The organism is Scandinavium lactucae, from assembly GCF_033843265.1.
Lineage (GTDB): Bacteria > Pseudomonadota > Gammaproteobacteria > Enterobacterales > Enterobacteriaceae > Scandinavium > Scandinavium lactucae.
The window spans coordinates 110,342-126,769 of record NZ_JAWXRD010000004.1 but is presented as its reverse complement, the minus strand read 5'-3'; the positions used below and the strand labels follow the sequence as shown (position 1 = coordinate 126,769).

16 protein-coding genes are annotated in these 16,428 nt (G+C 57.1%); 7 read left to right on the top strand and 9 right to left on the bottom strand.

From position 1 onward, the window contains the following. Positions 1–59 precede the first annotated feature (59 nt). The 3 genes from purC to dapA all read right to left on the bottom strand — a co-directional run bounded on the left by purC (position 60) and on the right by dapA (position 2,813). Positions 60–773: a phosphoribosylaminoimidazolesuccinocarboxamide synthase gene (gene purC / locus SIK69_RS05795; RefSeq protein ID WP_319628045.1), complete on the bottom strand. Its 714-nt coding sequence runs from the start codon at positions 771–773 to the stop codon at positions 60–62. A 113-nt stretch (positions 774–886) separates the two neighbouring features. Continuing rightward, a complete protein-coding gene (bamC, locus tag SIK69_RS05790) occupies positions 887–1,918 on the bottom strand; it encodes an outer membrane protein assembly factor BamC (RefSeq protein ID WP_319785641.1) in 1,032 nt (343 codons plus the stop codon). Positions 1,919–1,934: 16 nt separating this feature from the next. Then, complete coding sequence (gene dapA, locus SIK69_RS05785; protein WP_319628043.1) at positions 1,935–2,813, bottom strand: 4-hydroxy-tetrahydrodipicolinate synthase; 879 nt, start codon at positions 2,811–2,813, stop codon at positions 1,935–1,937. Between the two features lie 154 nt (positions 2,814–2,967). Here dapA and SIK69_RS05780 point away from each other — a divergent pair, with 154 nt between their 5' ends. Next, entirely contained in the window at positions 2,968–3,540 is a 573-nt protein-coding gene (locus SIK69_RS05780) for a glycine cleavage system transcriptional repressor (protein ID WP_319628042.1), read from the top strand. Further along, positions 3,540–4,010: a thioredoxin-dependent thiol peroxidase gene (bcp, locus tag SIK69_RS05775; RefSeq protein ID WP_319628041.1), complete on the top strand. Its 471-nt coding sequence runs from the start codon at positions 3,540–3,542 to the stop codon at positions 4,008–4,010. Before SIK69_RS05780 ends, bcp begins: the two co-directional genes overlap by 1 nt. A 44-nt stretch (positions 4,011–4,054) precedes the next feature. On the opposite strand, the gene SIK69_RS05770 is transcribed toward bcp, so the two are convergent. From SIK69_RS05770 to SIK69_RS05755, 4 genes are all read right to left on the bottom strand, one after another. Then, complete coding sequence (locus SIK69_RS05770) at positions 4,055–5,191, bottom strand: glycerate kinase (protein ID WP_319628040.1); 1,137 nt, start codon at positions 5,189–5,191, stop codon at positions 4,055–4,057. A 5-nt stretch (positions 5,192–5,196) separates the two neighbouring features. Beyond that, positions 5,197–6,465 (bottom strand): GntP family permease, encoded by a 1,269-nt coding sequence (locus tag SIK69_RS05765; RefSeq protein WP_319628039.1) that lies wholly within the window; start codon positions 6,463–6,465, stop codon positions 5,197–5,199. A 65-nt stretch (positions 6,466–6,530) separates the two neighbouring features. Further along, entirely contained in the window at positions 6,531–7,712 is a 1,182-nt protein-coding gene (locus SIK69_RS05760; protein ID WP_319628084.1) for a sugar diacid recognition domain-containing protein, read from the bottom strand. Between the two features lie 34 nt (positions 7,713–7,746). Next, entirely contained in the window at positions 7,747–8,814 is a 1,068-nt protein-coding gene (locus SIK69_RS05755) for an AI-2E family transporter (RefSeq protein ID WP_319785640.1), read from the bottom strand. A 222-nt stretch (positions 8,815–9,036) separates the two neighbouring features. On the opposite strand from SIK69_RS05755, the gene bepA reads away from it, so the two are divergent. Further along, complete coding sequence (bepA, locus tag SIK69_RS05750; protein WP_319628037.1) at positions 9,037–10,500, top strand: beta-barrel assembly-enhancing protease; 1,464 nt, start codon at positions 9,037–9,039, stop codon at positions 10,498–10,500. A gap of 9 nt (positions 10,501–10,509) precedes the next feature. After that, entirely contained in the window at positions 10,510–10,866 is a 357-nt protein-coding gene (gene arsC, locus SIK69_RS05745) for an arsenate reductase (glutaredoxin) (protein ID WP_319628036.1), read from the top strand. Here the strand turns inward: arsC and SIK69_RS05740 are convergent. Next, a complete protein-coding gene (locus SIK69_RS05740) occupies positions 10,859–11,689 on the bottom strand; it encodes a helix-turn-helix domain-containing protein (RefSeq protein WP_319785651.1) in 831 nt (276 codons plus the stop codon). The genes arsC and SIK69_RS05740 overlap by 8 nt on opposite strands. A gap of 155 nt (positions 11,690–11,844) precedes the next feature. Here SIK69_RS05740 and celB point away from each other — a divergent pair, with 155 nt between their 5' ends. Genes celB through SIK69_RS05725 form a run of 3 tightly spaced genes read left to right on the top strand, consistent with a single transcriptional unit; the run spans position 11,845 to position 15,563 of the window. Next, entirely contained in the window at positions 11,845–13,164 is a 1,320-nt protein-coding gene (gene celB / locus SIK69_RS05735) for a PTS cellobiose transporter subunit IIC (protein WP_319785639.1), read from the top strand. A 2-nt stretch (positions 13,165–13,166) separates the two neighbouring features. Then, positions 13,167–14,120, top strand: coding sequence for a glycosylasparaginase (locus SIK69_RS05730; protein ID WP_319785638.1), 954 nt, complete (start codon positions 13,167–13,169; stop codon positions 14,118–14,120). Positions 14,121–14,123: 3 nt separating this feature from the next. Beyond that, positions 14,124–15,563 (top strand): leucyl aminopeptidase family protein, encoded by a 1,440-nt coding sequence (locus SIK69_RS05725; RefSeq protein ID WP_319785636.1) that lies wholly within the window; start codon positions 14,124–14,126, stop codon positions 15,561–15,563. 92 nt (positions 15,564–15,655) lie between these two features. On the opposite strand, the gene SIK69_RS05720 is transcribed toward SIK69_RS05725, so the two are convergent. After that, complete coding sequence (locus tag SIK69_RS05720) at positions 15,656–16,357, bottom strand: DnaA inactivator Hda (RefSeq protein ID WP_319628083.1); 702 nt, start codon at positions 16,355–16,357, stop codon at positions 15,656–15,658. Positions 16,358–16,428 lie beyond the last annotated feature (71 nt).

Sequence of the window (16,428 nt, the reverse complement as noted above, 5' to 3'; positions counted from 1 at the left end):
AACAAGGTAGATAACAAAAGAGGATGCCAGGCATCCTCTTAGTTTATAAGGCGTTAGCCTTAATCTAGCTTAACACCCAGACGACGCGCCACTTCTTCGTAGGCTTCAATCAGGCCGCCGAGGCTCTGGCGGAAACGGTCTTTGTCCATTTTATCCATGGTGTTTTTATCCCACAGGCGGCTGCCGTCCGGGGAGAATTCATCACCCAGCACCACTTTGCCGTTGAACAGACCGAACTCCAGTTTGAAATCGACGAGGATCAGACCCGCATCGTCAAACAGCTTCTTCAGCACGTCGTTGGCTTTGTAGGTCAGCTCACGCATGGTCGCCAGGTTTTCTTTATTGACCCAGCAAAAGGTTTCGCAGTAGGACTCGTTCACCATCGGGTCGTGCATTTCATCGTTTTTCAGGAACAGGTCGAACAGCGGTGGATTCAGTTCGATACCTTCTTCAATGCCCAGACGCTTGACCAGCGAGCCCGCCGCACGGTTGCGGATAACGCACTCCACCGGCACCATCTCCAGCTTTTTCACCAGACACTCGGTATCGGACAGCAGCTGTTCCATCTGGGTCGGGATGCCCGCTTCTTCCAGTTTGGTCATGATGAAATGGTTGAACTTGTTATTCACCATCCCTTTACGATCGAACTGTTCAATACGCGCTCCGTCACCTGCTGACGTATCGTTGCGGAATTCGAGCACCAACAGGTCCGGGTTTTCCGTGCTGTAAACGGTTTTCGCTTTGCCGCGATACAACTCAGCTTGCTTTTGCATCTTTCAATACTCCGGGTAGGAAATTAGACATTAAAATCGGGTTTTTCTGCCGACGCACACGTTTGCGTATGATAACAGAAAAAAGGGCCGGATTGCTCCAGCCCTTTTATTTCTTACTTAAATGCTGCCTGGAATACGGCCACCAGAGCGTCGTTCTGCGACTGGGTCAGCGTATGTCCTTTCGGATCGATGAACTGCATGCTGCTGCGGTTATCGAGGTCGCCGACCTGGAGTTTGTAGTCTCCAGAGCTTAGGCCAGGATCGCTTGCACCGAGGTCACGCCAGCTGCTGTCAGACAACGGTTTGTAGGTAACGTTGATGCTGCCCTGAGAACGGTTGCTGTCAGTCACTTTCATACCCGCTTTCTCAAGCGTGGCTGGCAGTTTCTGCCACACCTGGTTGAACGGTCCACGCACCACCAGCATTGGCAGGCCGGTGTCATCCGCAGCGCTCTGCACGTCAAAGGTTGCCCCATCACGGCTCTGCGCAGCGTTCTGCGCGGTGGTGGCGTTCTTATCGAGACCCGCAGAAATCACGTTCAGCATTTCAGCGCTGTAACGCTGCAACGACGCGGCATCAGCCACCGGTTTGCCTGCCTGTTCCAGATTCAGCAGTTTCACCACCACGGCTTGTTGATAGCCCTGCGGTTTGACGGAGACCTGATAACGACCGCGATACTGCTGATCTTCGTCCAGACGGCTCCACTGGATCCAGTCGGTGGTCAAAGACTGAGAGGCATCATCACGCTTGTCAATGGTGTAATTCTTGCCCTGAATGATGCTCACGACCTGCGGCCACAAATTGCCGCTACGGCCACTTTCGACCAACAGCGATGCGGTATCACCGGTGAACTGGGTACGCGCCCCGGAGACCAGCGCTAACGGCTGCGCAGGCGGACGAATGTCCAGCGCTTTACCCGTGGCTCCGTCGCCGCGAGCAACCGGGATGTTGTAATCGCCGTTCTGAATCGGCAGGATCATGCCAGCAGGCGCGTGAAGTTCAGCCAGCGGCGGTGCCTGCAGATAGGCCTCATCACCACTCACCTGGCGCTTATAGCGCGAATCCGAACTACAGGCTGCGAGCAGCAGAACAAGCGAAACACCCGCAACTTTTGCCAGCTGCGACTTCTGTACTGAGTAAGCCATCAAATCTCCCTAAACTTTACAGCAAACCGGCATGCTTCAGCGCGGATGCCACCTCGTCACGGCCATGGGCAGTGATCGGGGTCATTGGCAGGCGCAGCGTATCGGTCGCCACAAGACCCAACTCCATACACGCCCATTTCACTGGGATAGGATTGGGTTCGACAAATAATTTATTGTGCAACGGCATCAGACGCTGGTTAATCGCACGCGCTTCGGTAAAGCGACCTTCGGCGGCCAGTTTACACATTTCTGCCATTTCGCGCGCGGCTACGTTAGTGGTCACGGAAATGACCCCGTGGCCGCCCAGCTGCATGAAGTCGAGCGCGGTCGCATCGTCACCACTGAGCAGAATAAAGTCGTCTGAAACCAGCTCTTTGATCTGGTGAACGCGACTTAAGTTCCCGGTGGCTTCCTTAATACCGATAATATTTTTTACGTTGGCCAGACGTCCTACGGTTTCCGGCAGCATGTCGCAGCCGGTACGGGACGGCACATTATACAGAATTTGTGGCAAATCAGTATGTTCTGCAATCGCTTTGAAATGCTGGAACAGACCTTCCTGCGTCGGGCGGTTGTAGTACGGGGTTACCGTCAGACAACCGACAATACCGCTGTTATTGAAGCGCTGGGTCAGGCTAATAGCCTCTGAGGTGGCATTCGCCCCCGTGCCTGCAATCACCGGAATGCGGCCATCGGCAAGATCAACGGTCATCAATACCACATCACCATGCTCGTCATGGCTGAGGGTGGCAGACTCACCGGTAGTCCCTACCGACACAATCGCCGAGGTTCCATTGGCGACGTGGTAATCAATCAGTTTTTTCAGGCTGGAGCGGTCGACCTGACCTTTGTCATCCATCGGCGTGACAAGCGCTACAATACTTCCCGTGAACATGGGCCATCCTCAGTGCAGATGTGCGGACAAGAGCCTCAATGGTACGTTTGGTCTTGTTATAAAAGCAAGAGACCGGAGGCACTCAGGATGTTGTATGCCGGTTTTTTTTATGCTTTCCTAGACGCAACCTCCCCTTTTCACAGGAAGAACAGGTTTGACAGCCTCCCTACATCACTATTTGGTGATTACCGCGCTGGGTGCCGACCGCCCAGGGATCGTAAACACCATCACGCGTCACGTCAGTAGCTGTGGCTGTAATATCGAGGACAGCCGCCTGGCGATGCTCGGCGATGAATTTACCTTTATTATGCTGCTCTCCGGCACCTGGAATGCCATTACCCTCATTGAATCTACGTTGCCGTTAAAAGGGGCGGAACTGGATCTGCTGATTGTGATGAAGCGCACCTCAGCACAGCCGCGCCCGGCACAGCCTTCCACCGTATGGGTGCAGGTGGAAGTGCCTGACTCACCGCATATTATCGAGCGCTTCACCGGACTGTTGGACGCGCACGGGATGAATATCGCGGAGCTGGTTTCCCGTACCCAACCGGGTGAAAAAGAGACCGCGCCGCAGCTGTTTATTCAGGTTACCGCCCACAGTCCGATGTCGCAAAATGCGGCAAAGATCGAGCAAGCCTTTAAAGACCTGTGTACAGAACTGAAAGCGCAAGGCAGTATAAACATCGTCAATTATTCACAGCATGATGAACAAGATGGAGTTTCGTAATGACCCCACTGAAAGCCGGTGACATCGCACCGAAATTTAGCTTGGCCGATCAAGACGGTGAGCAAGTAAATTTAACCGACTTCCAGGGACAGCGTGTTCTGGTTTATTTCTACCCGAAAGCCATGACTCCGGGCTGCACCGTGCAGGCCTGTGGCTTACGTGACAATATGGACGAGTTAAAGAAAGTGGGTGTTGAAGTGCTGGGTATCAGCACCGACAAACCGGAAAAGCTCTCCCGTTTTGCCGAAAAAGAACTGCTGAATTTTACCCTGCTCTCTGACGAGGACCATCAGGTCTGCGAACAGTTTGGTATCTGGGGCGAGAAGACGTTCATGGGTAAAACCTACGACGGTATCCATCGCATCAGTTTCCTGATCGACGCCGATGGCAAAGTCGAGCACGTATTCGACGATTTCAAAACCAGCAATCACCACGACGTGGTGCTGAACTGGCTGAAAGAGAACGCCTGATAGCAGTGTGCCCGGTGGTGCTAGCGCTTACCGGGCATACAAACTCAATGACCTGCCATCTTCCATACCGCCGCTACGTTACGGGCAGTTATCCGCAGATTGTATTCCGCCGCCTCTAAGGCTTCCGGCAGCGTCACCACCCCGGTCAGAATCGAAAACGCGGCATCAATCCCGTGCTGATACACAACTTCGTGATCGTTTTTCAGGCCACCGGCCAGGGCGATGACCGGCTTACCGTGCAGCTTCGCCACCCGCGCCACGCCAATTGGCGTCTTGCCGAAAATACTCTGGCTATCGAGCCGCCCTTCACCGGTGATGACCAAATCCGCATCCTGCACCGCCTGTTCAAGCTTGAGCGTTTCCACCACAATCTCAACCCCGGCCCGCAGTTCGGCGTTCAGCAGCCCGAGCAGCGCACTGCCCATGCCGCCTGCCGCACCTGCCCCCGGCGCGTTCAGCACCTCACGCCCGGTCTGCTGTTCGATGAGCATGCCCCACTGCGACAGCGCGGCGTCGAGTGTGTCGATCATCTCTGGCGTCGCCCCTTTCTGCGGCCCAAATATCGCCGATGCGCCCTGCGGGCCGCACAGCGGATTATTCACGTCGCAGGCCACGGTCAGCGTCACGTCACCCAGTTTCGGATGGCAGGCGCGGAGGTCGATGCCTGTAAGCGTGCGGAGCGCCTCACCGCCGGGGGCAAGTTCCTGGCCTTGCGCATCGGTCAACCGCACGCCAAGCGCCTGCATCATACCCGCCCCGCCGTCGTTAGTCGCACTGCCGCCAATCCCCAGAATGATGCGCTTCACGCCGCGCTCGAGCGCCGCCTGAATCAGTTCCCCGGTGCCGTAGCTGGTGGTTATCAGCGGATTACGCTGCGCCATCGGCACATGATGCAGCCCGGAGGCCGAGGCCATTTCAATGATGGCCGTTTCGCCATCGCCCATCAGCCCCCAACGCGCCTGCACCGGCTGCCCGAGCGGCCCCCTCACCTGCTGATATAGGTACTGGCCGCCGCTGGCTTCCACCATCGATTCCACCGTGCCTTCGCCGCCATCGGCCATCGGCACTTTGACGTACTGTGCGTCCGGGTAAATCTGACGAAATCCCTGTTCAATGGCAGTCGCAACCGCCATCGCCGACAAACTTTCCTTGAATGAATCCGGGGCAATAACAATTTTCATAACGGTTATCCTGCAAGTCCAAAGACGCCAAACATCAGGGTAGAAACAATCGTAATCGCCAGACCGACCAGCGTTTCATACGGCATCAGTTTCAAACGTTCGCGGATGATCATGCTGACGCTGCCCCCGGTGGCGTGGAAGAAGCTGCCGTGCGGCAAATGGTCGAGCACCGTGGCCCCCGCGTGGATCATCGCCGCTCCAGCCAGAGCGGAAACGCCCAGCTCAATCAGCGTAGGCGCAAACACGCCCGATGCCACGGCGGTGCCTGCGGTCGTTGAGGCGGTCGCCATCGACATGATCGCCCCGGAAATCGGTGCCAACAGATACGCCGGTAAACCCGAGGCCGTCAGGCCATTAATCAGAACATCCTTTAATTCCGAATTGGCGATGATCCCTGCCAGCGTACCGGTGCCCAGCAGCATGATCGCCACCGGTGCCATACGCGCCAGACCGGCGGTCATATAGTGGTTGCTTTGCTTAATGCGTCCCATCAGCAACGCCCCGATCAGCCCGCCGAGCGGCAGCGCAATCAGCGGATCGATAGCAATCCCGGCAATCGGGCGCAGCGACAGCAGTACAATCGCCACCAGCGGGGCACTAATTGAGACCAGGAAACCCGGTTTTGCGCGCGTGTCGCCGTGGGAAATCACTTCGTCTTCGGTGACCGGGCTGCCTTTTTTGCTCAGCCGTTTTGCCAGCAGATAGGCCAGCGCCAACCCGAACAGGCCCGGGATCACCCCGGCCAACATCACCGAGGTCAGCGGCACGTGGAAGTTATCGGCTGCGGCAATGGCGTTCGGGTTCGGCGACATCACGTTCCCCGCTTTACCGCCGCCGACCATCGCCAGCAAAATGGCGGTTTTTGAAAGCGAAGCCCGACGGGCAATCGACAGCGCAATCGGGGCCACGGTGATCACCGCTACGTCGATAAAAACACCCACTGCCGTCAGGCACATTGTAGCAATCGCCAGCGCCAGCAGCGCCCGCGTTTCGCCCACCTTCTTCACCACCGTTTCGGCAATGGTATTCGCCGCGCCGGATTCAATTAGCACGCCAGCCAGCACCCCGGCCGCGAGAATACGCAGCACGGCGTTAGTGATGCCCTGCGCCCCGGTCACCATTAGCGTCACGGTTTGCAACAAATCTGCACCGCCCACCAGGCCACCGACCAGCGCCCCGACCATCATGCCGTAAGCGGGAGAAACCTTTCTCAGAATTAAAACGATGGCCACCACCAGTGCAGCAATGGCTCCTAATGCGGATATCGACGTCATGCGTTGCGCCTCCATGTTGTGAAGGCGCAGTATGCGAACGATCGTCGACGGTTTACCTGGCGCTTTTAACGAACTTTGGCCGTCGATGAGGGGGGTAAATTGTGGGATCCGACAGATTCACATTGCAGCTCCATGCCGATATACAGCCAGAGCATATTCTTCAACTCGTTGATTTTTATACGGGTAATCTCTTCACAACGCTGCAAACGGTAACGTAAGGTATTGACGTGAATGTGCAGCGCCTTCGCCGTTTGAGTAAGGTCACAGTTCTGCTCAAACCATGCCCGCAGGGTCTGCTGCAGGACGCCTTTGGGATCGTTGGCCACCAGATGCAGCCACAGACGTGACAGTTCCTGCACCTGCCAGCTCTCGGACACGCCGCCGAGCAGCGCAGGCAGCGCATGGTCGTGATAGAAAACATACTGATTTTTGAGCTTCTGCCGTTTGACCAGCGCCTGGGTGGCACGGGCTGACTGTAACGAGCGGTGCAGCCCGGTATCGCCGGGGAAATAGCCGCCAATAATAATCCGGCTAAAGCCCGAAGAGGTCGCCCAGGATTTAAAGCTTTGCAGGGCGCTCATCTCCTGGCGGACGTCCCATTCGCCATTTTTCAGGACGATCGGCTTGATGATAATCAGCTCATTGAAATCGGTGAAGGTCACCAGATGATCGCGGGCGCGGGTATCGAAATAGTCGATCAGATTGCGCAGTGCTTCTCTGTCCGGCTGGCGCAGTTCGATAACCATCACCACCCGCGGCTGCGCCAGGTCGATCCCCAGATACGCCGCCATCGACTGTAGCGATTCCGGTGAGTTTTCAAACTGAATTAGCTTGTTGATCAACTCCTCACGATAGCGCTTATCCCACTGTTTCTGTTCGATAAGCGCCATGTGCTCGATGATCAGCTCAGAGGCCATTTTCACCAGTTCGGCGTAGGCCCTGACTTTGTCCGGCTCGCCGGTAATGCCCAGCACACCAATCAACTGTCCGTTAAAGGAGATCGGCAAATTGATTCCGGGCCTTACGCCTTTCAGCTGATTGGCGGTGGCCGAATCAATCTCGACCACCCGGTTCTCTTTCAGCGCCAGAATCGCCCCTTCATGGCGCTGCTGAATACGCGCGGGCTCGCCGGAGGCGATAATCACCCCATGCTCATCCATCACGTTAACCGAGTAGGGGATGATGCGCATCGCGCGCTGGACTATCTGCTGCGCGGTGTAATCCTTTAAATAATGGCTTCTCAACATCGTTGTCACTCAGCCCCTGTGAGTCGTGAAGCGTTTAGTTCGCATCCTCAACCGCCACGGTATCCGGCCAGGCGTGAACCACCGCTTTGATTAGCGTCGCCAGCGGAATGGCGAAGAATACGCCCCAGAATCCCCACAGGCCGCCGAAAATGACCACCGACAGAATGATCACCAGCGGATGCAGGTTCACCGCTTCGGAGAACAGCACCGGCACCAGCAAGTTGCCGTCAAGACCCTGAATAATCAGGTACACCGCGAACAGGCTCCAGAACTCGGTGCCGAGCCCGAACTGGAACAGCGCCACGCAAATAACCGGAATAGTGACCACGAACGCGCCGATGTAAGGGATTAATACCGACAGCCCCACCAGCACCGCCAACAGCAGCGAGTAATTGAGGCCAAAGAGGATGAAGCCAATCCAGGTGGCAACCCCGACGACAATCATCTCCAGCACTTTGCCGCGAATGTAGTTGGTGATTTGCTGGTTCATCTCCTTCCATACCTGCCCTGCCAGCCCGCGATTACGCGGCAGCACGCGGCGCACCGCGTTGAGCATCTGCTCTTTATCTTTAACGAGGAAGAACACCATCAGCGGTACCAGCACCAGATAGACCGCCAGCGTCAGCAGCCCAACCAGCGACGCCAACGAGTATTTCACCACCGAGTCGCCCATGCCGAGCATACGGGTGCGCAGATTTTCCGCCATCGCGTCAATAATCCCGGCATCCATCAGGGCCGGATAACGACGCGGCAATGTGGCGGCGAAATCAGAGAGCTTGTTAAGCATCCCGGGCATATCGCGGATCAGATAGATGCCCTGTTGCCAGGCCACCGGCATCACCACAAAGGCCATTAGCATCAGAATGCCGACAAAAAAGATCAGAACAATGGAGGTGGCCCAGCGCCGCGAGCAGCCAATACGCTCCAGCCGGACGGTAGGCCATTCGAGCAGGTAGGCCAGAACAATCGCCACCAAAAGCGGAGCCAGCAACCCACTGAAGAAAAACAGAATGCCGAAACCGGCAACTAAAATGACCAGCAGCGCTATCGCTTCCGGGTCGCTGAAACGACGACGATACCACTGCATTAACATTTGGAGCATAACTACACCGTTCCCTGAATTGCGGGCAAAAGGCCCGCGTGAATTGTATCGAAATGTCACAAAATTGCCTGCGCTTTTTAACCCCATCGCACCGGAAAGCAAAAGTCACGCAGGGGTATTTCCAGGCGTGCAACAGCCAGCTAAACTGCCAGTGCAACCGACAGTGGAACGTTACGCCGTGTTGTCGGTCAAACTGGCACACCCTACTTACAGGACCGAGTTATGTTCAGGCAGTTAAAAAAAACGCTGGTTGCGACTCTCATCGCGTCGTTGACCCTGGGCCCGGCCTTACCCGCCTTGGCGGACCCCGCAGACTCGCTGCCGGATATGGGCACCACCGCAGGAAGCACCTTGTCTATCGGACAAGAGTTGCAGATGGGCGACTTTTATGTGCGTCAGCTGCGCGGCAGTGCGCCGCTTATTAACGATCCCCTGCTGGTGCAATACATCAACGGCCTCGGTATGCGCCTGGTGTCTCATGCTAACTCAGTACGAACCCCGTTCCATTTCTTCTTGATTAATAACGACGAACTTAACGCCTTCGCCTTCTTCGGCGGAAACGTGGTGCTGCACTCGGCGCTGTTCCGCTATGCCGATAGCGAAAGCCAGCTGGCGTCGGTCATGGCGCACGAAATTTCACACGTCACCCAGCGCCACCTTGCCCGTGCGATGGAAGATCAGAAACGTAACGCGCCCCTGACCTGGGTCGGCGCGTTAGGTTCTATTCTGCTGGCGATGGCCAGCCCACAGGCCGGGATGGCGGCGCTGACCGGCACCCTGGCAGGCACCCAACAGGGGCTTATCAGCTTCACCCGTCAGAACGAAGAAGAGGCTGACCGCATCGGCATTCAAGTGCTGCAACGTTCCGGGTTCGATCCGCAAGCGATGCCGCAGTTTATGGATAAGCTGATGGACCAGTCACGCTATTCGTCCAGACCGCCAGAGATGCTGCTGACCCACCCCCTGCCGGAAAGCCGACTGTCCGATGCCCGTAACCGCGCCAACCAGATGCGCCCGGTGGTGGTGCAGTCTTCGGAGGATTTCTACATGGCCAAAGCACGCACGCTGGGCATGTATAACAGCGGGAAAAATCAGCTGGATACCGATCTGCTCAATACCTGGGCGAAAGGCAATATTCGCGAGCAACATGCCGCCCAGTACGGTCGTGCTCTACAGGCGATGGAGTCCAGCAACTATGCGGAAGCCACTAAACAGTTGCAGCCTTTGCTGGCCGCCGATCCACAGAACGCCTGGTATCTCGACCTCGCCACCGACATTTCGCTGGGGCAGAATAAGAACGATGAAGCGGTCAATCGCCTGAAAGCAGCGAAAGATTTGCGCGTCAGTCCCGTATTACAGCTGAACCTCGCCAACGCCCTGCTGCAGTCAGGCAGAGCGGCGGAAGCGGCTACCCTGCTCAATCGCTACACCTTTACCTACAAAGACGACGTGAACGGTTGGGATTTGCTGGCGCAGGCAGAAGGCAAGCTCGGCAATCGTGACCAGGAACTCGCCGCGCGTGCCGAAAACATGGCGCTGGTTGGCCGCCTCGATCAGGCGATCTCCCTGCTGAGTAGCGCCAGTTCGCAGGTCAAACTCGGCAGCCTGCAACAGGCCCGGTATGATGCACGCATCGATCAGTTCCGGCAGTTGCAAGAGACGTTTAAACCCTATACCAAGATGTAAGGACCCCCGATGAGTCATGCGGTTACGATTTACCACAACCCACGCTGCTCCAAGAGCCGCGAAACCTTAGCGCTGTTGACAGAAAACGGCGTTGAGCCGGACGTGGTGCTGTACCTCGACACCCCGACAACGGCGGAGACGCTTAAAACGCTGCTGAAAATGCTCGGCATGGACAGCGCCCGGGAGCTGATGCGCCAGAAAGAAGATCTGTATAAAGAGCTGAATCTGGCTGACGGCGCGCTGAGCGAAGACGCGCTGCTTGCCGCGATGGTAGCCCATCCGAAGCTGATGGAACGCCCGATTGTGGTGAAAGACGGTCAGGCGCGCATTGGTCGCCCGCCGGAACAGGTGCTGGAAATCATCTAGACCTTAACGCCGCAGCGTAGGTTTGTAGAAAACCCTGCGGCGTACACTCCCCCAGTTTCTTCTGCTTTTTCCCGGTATTCCACAGTTCACACAACCGTTGCACCAGCGCATCAGCATCCGTTGCTGCGGGGATAAGCGTCGGCAATGGCTCGCTGAAAGCGAGGGTCGTAATATCCGGCGGCGGCAGACGGGTGGTCGTCATGCCCGGCAACTCAATCTCCAGCCACTTCACCCTTTCAGTCTCAAGACATTGAATCTCAGCCGGACAGCGTGCCAGGGTATCATTCAGCCAGTTTTTGACCAGTGCCAGCGAGATGCCGGAATAGACCCGCGCCTGACACCAGCCGCTAATCGGTTCCCGCGCCCACAGCAAATGACGATCGCCGCCGTCATCCATCCCCAGCGATAAACGCCGATAGTGCAATTGTAAGGTCCCAGGCACCGCACCTGCCTTCAGCGCTTTTTTCCCCTGCGCTGGGCTTTTGGGGCGCTGATGTACAGGGTGCAGATAGCGGTTCAGCGTGGCACGCGACACCGCAATACCCAGCCCGTCATTGACCATAAACAGCAGTTCATCCAGCGGCGCATAAAGGGTATCGCGCAGGGCATTTACCAGTGCCACCTGCTCAGGTCTCATCGCTTTGTATATCACATTCGGAGTCGTGCTCCGATCGGCCGCCTGCTCGCGGTTACGCCAGCGCCGAACGGTAGTGACCGAGATCCCCAACTCTTTCGCCAGCTCTCGGTCGCTCTTGTCGGACTGTTGCAGATAGCGGCGCACGCGTGGCGTGGTGGTGGCATTGGCGTGCAGCTTAATTTCCATCATCATCCCCTGTGGTTTTCACAAACTAATCATGTGAGATTTACATGATAAACACGCTGGCATTGTGAGCGGTTTCACCTTTCATCTGCCACCTTTCCTTGATAATCCGCATACATAACACACAACCAAACAGTCAGTCTCGTGCGGAGATCACAATGAACAATGTTCTGGGATTTTTAGAAGCCAAACTGATGCCGCTGGCGGCGAAAGCCGCGCAGCAACGCCATCTGTGCGCCATTCGCGGTGCCTATGTTTCATTCATGCCTTTTATCATTGTCGGGTCGATTCTGCTGGTGATTTCATCGTTCCCGAATCAGGGCTATCAGCAGTTTATGTCTCATACCTTTGGTGACAGCTGGAGCAGCATCGTCGAAATCCCGTTTAACGCGGTGTTCTCGACCATGTCGCTGTTCGTCAGCTTCCTGGTGGCCTATCGTCTGGCAGAGCACTATAAAGAAGACCGGGTCTCCTGCGGCATTCTGGCGCTGGTGAGCTTCCTGATCCTCACCCCGTTTATCAAAGTGGCGGAAAACGGCGGCATCACGGTTATCCCCGTGGAGTGGATTGGCAGCAAAGGCCTGTTCGTAGCGATGATTGGTTCACTGTTGTGGACCGAGCTGTTCTGCTGGCTGAAGCGCAAAAAGCTGGTTATCAAGATGCCGGACGGCGTGCCGCCTGCGGTGCAGGAATCTTTCGCCGCGCTTATCCCGGCGCTGGTGGTGATGATCCTGGTGCTGGCTATCCGCATCGGTTTTGAAAATACCCATTACCACACCATTCACCAGTTCATTTATGAAGTCGTCGCCACGCCGGTGCGCCACTACGGCACCTCTTACTTCGGCGCGCTGATGACGGTGTTCAGCATCACTATCCTGTGGTCGGTGGGGATTAACTCCGGCTCCATGATCAACGGCATTATTCGTCCACTGTGGATGGAAAACCAAACCGACAATATCGCCGCCATTCAGTCAGGCGTCACCCCGCCGCACATTATCACCGAACAGTTTTTCGACATGATCTGGATGGGCGGCGCGGGGGCTACGCTGTCGCTGGTGATTGCGATGCTGATTTTCGCCCGCAGTAAAAACATGCGTGAAGTGGCCCGCCTCGGGGCCGGGGCTTCAATTTTCAATATTAACGAACCGGTGCTGTTCGGTCTGCCGGTTATCATGAACCCAATCATGCTAATCCCGTTCAACCTCGTGCCGCTGGTGCTGGTGACGATTCAGTATGTGGCGATGAAAATCGGGGCGGTGGCGGTGACTACCGGAGTGTTTATCCCGTGGACGCTGCCGCCGGTGCTGAGCGGTTTTATCGTCACCGGACACCTCTCCGGCAGCGTGATGCAAATCCTTAATCTGCTGATCGGCGCGATGCTGTATCTGCCGTTCATGCGCATTCTCGACAAGCAGTATCGCGCGGCGGAAGTCGTTAGCGAAAATGAAACCAGCCCGTTAGCAAAACAGGAGTCGTAACGATGTGGGGAATTATTGCAACCTGGCGTATGGCGCTGGAAGGGGTGACCGAATCCGCGTCGGCGCTGGCCGCAGGGAGAGCCGCCTCCGCCGCCGTGGTGGATGCCGTTGCCGCCGTTGAAGACTTTCCGCTGTATAAATCCGTCGGCTACGGCGGTCTGCCCACTGAAAACGGTGAGGTGGAACTGGATGCCGCGTTTATGGATGGCGATAGCCTGGCGTTCGGCGCGGTGGGCAATCTCATCGACATTGCCAATCCGGTGCGGGTGGCGCAGGCGTTGAGCCGCCAGCGTTACAACTCGCTGCTGGTCGGCCAGGGCGCACGGGAATGGGCGCTGGAGCAGGGATTCGCTGAGAAAACTATGCTCACCGATCGGGCGATGCAGCACTACCGCAAGCGCTGTCGTGAAACGCTCGATAAAGGCCTTAGTCCGTATGACGGACACGATACCGTGGGCATTATCGGCCTCGATCAACAGGGGTCGATGAGCGTCGCCACCTCCACCAGCGGCCTGTTTATGAAAAAGCGTGGGCGGATCGGGGATTCGCCGATCATGGGTTCCGGCTTTTACTGCGACAGCGAAACCGGGGCGGCCACCGCCACCGGCGTCGGCGAAGATCTGATGAAAGGCTGCACCAGCTATGAAATCGTACGCCGTATGGCGGGGGGCATGTCGCCGCAGGCGGCCGCGGATTCGGTGGTATTCGAACTGGAAGATAAGCTGATGTCGCGCTTCGGTCGTGCCGGTGACCTGTCGGTGGTGTGTATGAACCGTCACGGAGAGTTTGGCGCGGCGACCAACATCAAAACCTTCTCGTTCGTGGTGGCGACCGCTACCCAGCCGCTGACCGTGTATCGCGCCGAGCGTCGCCAGGAACAGACCCACTACCAGCCGGTGGACGACGAATGGATGCTGGCCTACGCCGCACGCATTCGCGCCCCGATTGAGGAGTAAGTTATGCAATACCGTTTATTCACCGAGCCTTGTGCCGTGCCGCACGGTAGCCATCTGATCACCTCGCCCGATAGCCCGCTGCTGGCCACCCTGGATATGGCGCAGCTACCCGATATGGTCGCCCAGGCCAAAAACGGTGAACTGGCGGACAGCCGCTTCGGCTGCGCGCCGTTCGCCCGCATCACCCTGGTGCCCGCTTCAGCCTGGCAGGATACCTTGACCAACAGCCTGGTGGCGCATTTACGCCCGCTGTTTAAAAGCCCGGTCAGCGAAAACGTGGTACTGGATGGCACGCAACTGTCCGAGAGCCGGGTGCGCGATACCGTGCTGCGCGAATGTTTCAACCTTGCTCATAGCCTGGACGATTTGGGGCTGAAAACCACTGGAAACACGCGCCTGCGCATCAACACGCTGACTCTATTCTGCCTGCCGTCGCAGGAGGACGCTTTGCAGGCTGCGCTGCGCCAGCAATATGCGGTGGCGAACGGAATGCTTGCCGCGCGTCGGCTGGCGGATATGCCCTCTGAGACCTGCACCCCACAGTTTGTGGTCGAGCAGGCGCAGCAGCTGTGCGCTCAGTTCCCGGCGCTGCGCTGCGAGGTGCTGGATGAGAAAGCGATTGTTGGGCAAGGACTGGGCCTGCTGCACGCAGTCGGCAAAGGCTCGTCGCGCCCTCCCCGCCTGTTAGCCATCCATTATGACGGCACAAAAGACGGCCCGGTACGTAGCTACGTCGGCAAAGGCGTGACTTTTGACACTGGCGGCCTGTGGCTGAAAGAAGGCGCGGGCATGTACACCATGAAATACGACATGTGCGGCGCGGCAAACGTGTTGGGTTTGATGCTGAGTATCGCCGAACTGGCGCTGCCGGTGCGGGTGATGGGCGTTTTAGCCCTGGCCGAAAATGCCATCGGCCCGGACGCCATGCAGCCAGGTAGCGTGGCGCGCGCCTGCAACGGCATGACGGTGGAAATCAATAATACCGATGCTGAAGGCCGTCTGGTGCTGGCCGATGCCATCGCCTGGGCCAGCCAGCGTCACGCGCTGACACAGTACATTATCGACATGGCGACCCTGACCGGGGCGGTGGTAAAAGCGCTGGGTTATGAGTTGAGTGGCTTAATGACTCAGGATGAGCTGTTACGCGAATCTCTGACCAGGGCAGGATTAAAAACCGCGGATGACGTGTGGTCGCTGCCGCTCGACGGACGCCTGAAAAAGCAGACCGAAAGCGCAATTGCCGATCTGTGTAATACCCCGACCAACAACGCAGCGATCAGCGCCTCGGCGGCGTGGCTGCTGCATCACTTCTGCCCGGCGAATATCCCGTGGGCGCATCTCGACGTCAGCGGCACCGCCCTGTGGCGGGAAGGCGGCAGAAGCGTGGCCTCCGGACGACCGATTCCACTGCTGGTGCAGCATTTACTGGATGAGTTAGCATGATGTCGTGCCCGGTGGCGCTGCGCTTGCCGGGCCTACAGGAATATTCGTGTGGATTTTGTAGTTCCGCGAAAGCGCAGCGCCGCCGGGCAAAATCACAGCTTGAGGATTTCTTTCACAAATGGAATGGTCAACTTGCGCTGGGCGGTGATCGACGCGCGATCGAGCTGATCAAGCGTCATAAACAGGGTGCGTGTCTCGCGGTCGAGGCGCTTCATCAGGAAGCGACAGACGTCTTCCGGCATCTCGAAGCCGCGCATCTTAGCCCGCAACTGCAACGCCTGAAGTTTGTCCTCATCGGAAAGCGGTTGCAGCTTGTAAATCTGACCCCAATCAAGACGCGAGGCTAAATCGGGCAGGCCTAAATTAAGCTGGCGCGGGGGGCGATCGCCGGTGATCAGCAGCCGGGTTTTACCGGATTCGAGCACGCGGTTGTAAAGATTAAAGATAGCCATTTCCCACGGTTCGTCCCCGGCCACGCATTCGATGTTATCGATGCACACCAGCGCCAGATTTTCCATGCCATCCAGCACTTCCGGCACGAACCAGGTACGTTTATCCAGCGGCACATAGCCAACGGCATCCCCGCGCTGCGAGAGTTCGGCACAGGCGGCATGCAACAAATGGCTGCGGCCCGCGCCTTCGCGCGACCAGACGTAAATGTATCCGCTATGATCCTGACGCAGCATAGTTTGCACTGCGGCAAGTAAAGAAGGGTTATCGCCCGCCCAGAAACTCGCAAAGGTTTCGTCGTCGGGAAGATAGAGTGGCAAAGAGAGCTGAGCCGGAGCGTTCAGAATGACCTCAACATGGAACTGCTAAAAACGCGGTGAGTGTACCACAAAAGGATTGCCAGAGAGAACCGGGC

Bases quoted from the DNA above. Each gene is read 5' to 3' on its own strand.
- SIK69_RS05770 (WP_319628040.1), bottom strand. From the start codon at position 5,191: ATGAAAATTGTTATTGCCCCGGATTCATTCAAGGAAAGTTTGTCGGCG.
- purC (WP_319628045.1), bottom strand. From the start codon at position 773: ATGCAAAAGCAAGCTGAGTTGTATCGCGGCAAAGCGAAAACCGTTTAC.
- SIK69_RS05760 (WP_319628084.1), bottom strand. From the start codon at position 7,712: ATGTTGAGAAGCCATTATTTAAAGGATTACACCGCGCAGCAGATAGTC.
- bepA (WP_319628037.1), top strand. From the start codon at position 9,037: ATGTTCAGGCAGTTAAAAAAAACGCTGGTTGCGACTCTCATCGCGTCG.
- SIK69_RS05765 (WP_319628039.1), bottom strand. From the start codon at position 6,465: ATGACGTCGATATCCGCATTAGGAGCCATTGCTGCACTGGTGGTGGCC.
- SIK69_RS05740 (WP_319785651.1), bottom strand. From the start codon at position 11,689: ATGGAAATTAAGCTGCACGCCAATGCCACCACCACGCCACGCGTGCGC.
- bcp (WP_319628041.1), top strand. From the start codon at position 3,540: ATGACCCCACTGAAAGCCGGTGACATCGCACCGAAATTTAGCTTGGCC.
- SIK69_RS05730 (WP_319785638.1), top strand. From the start codon at position 13,167: ATGTGGGGAATTATTGCAACCTGGCGTATGGCGCTGGAAGGGGTGACC.
- celB (WP_319785639.1), top strand. From the start codon at position 11,845: ATGAACAATGTTCTGGGATTTTTAGAAGCCAAACTGATGCCGCTGGCG.
- dapA (WP_319628043.1), bottom strand. From the start codon at position 2,813: ATGTTCACGGGAAGTATTGTAGCGCTTGTCACGCCGATGGATGACAAA.
- SIK69_RS05755 (WP_319785640.1), bottom strand. From the start codon at position 8,814: ATGCTCCAAATGTTAATGCAGTGGTATCGTCGTCGTTTCAGCGACCCG.
- SIK69_RS05725 (WP_319785636.1), top strand. From the start codon at position 14,124: ATGCAATACCGTTTATTCACCGAGCCTTGTGCCGTGCCGCACGGTAGC.
- arsC (WP_319628036.1), top strand. From the start codon at position 10,510: ATGAGTCATGCGGTTACGATTTACCACAACCCACGCTGCTCCAAGAGC.
- bamC (WP_319785641.1), bottom strand. From the start codon at position 1,918: ATGGCTTACTCAGTACAGAAGTCGCAGCTGGCAAAAGTTGCGGGTGTT.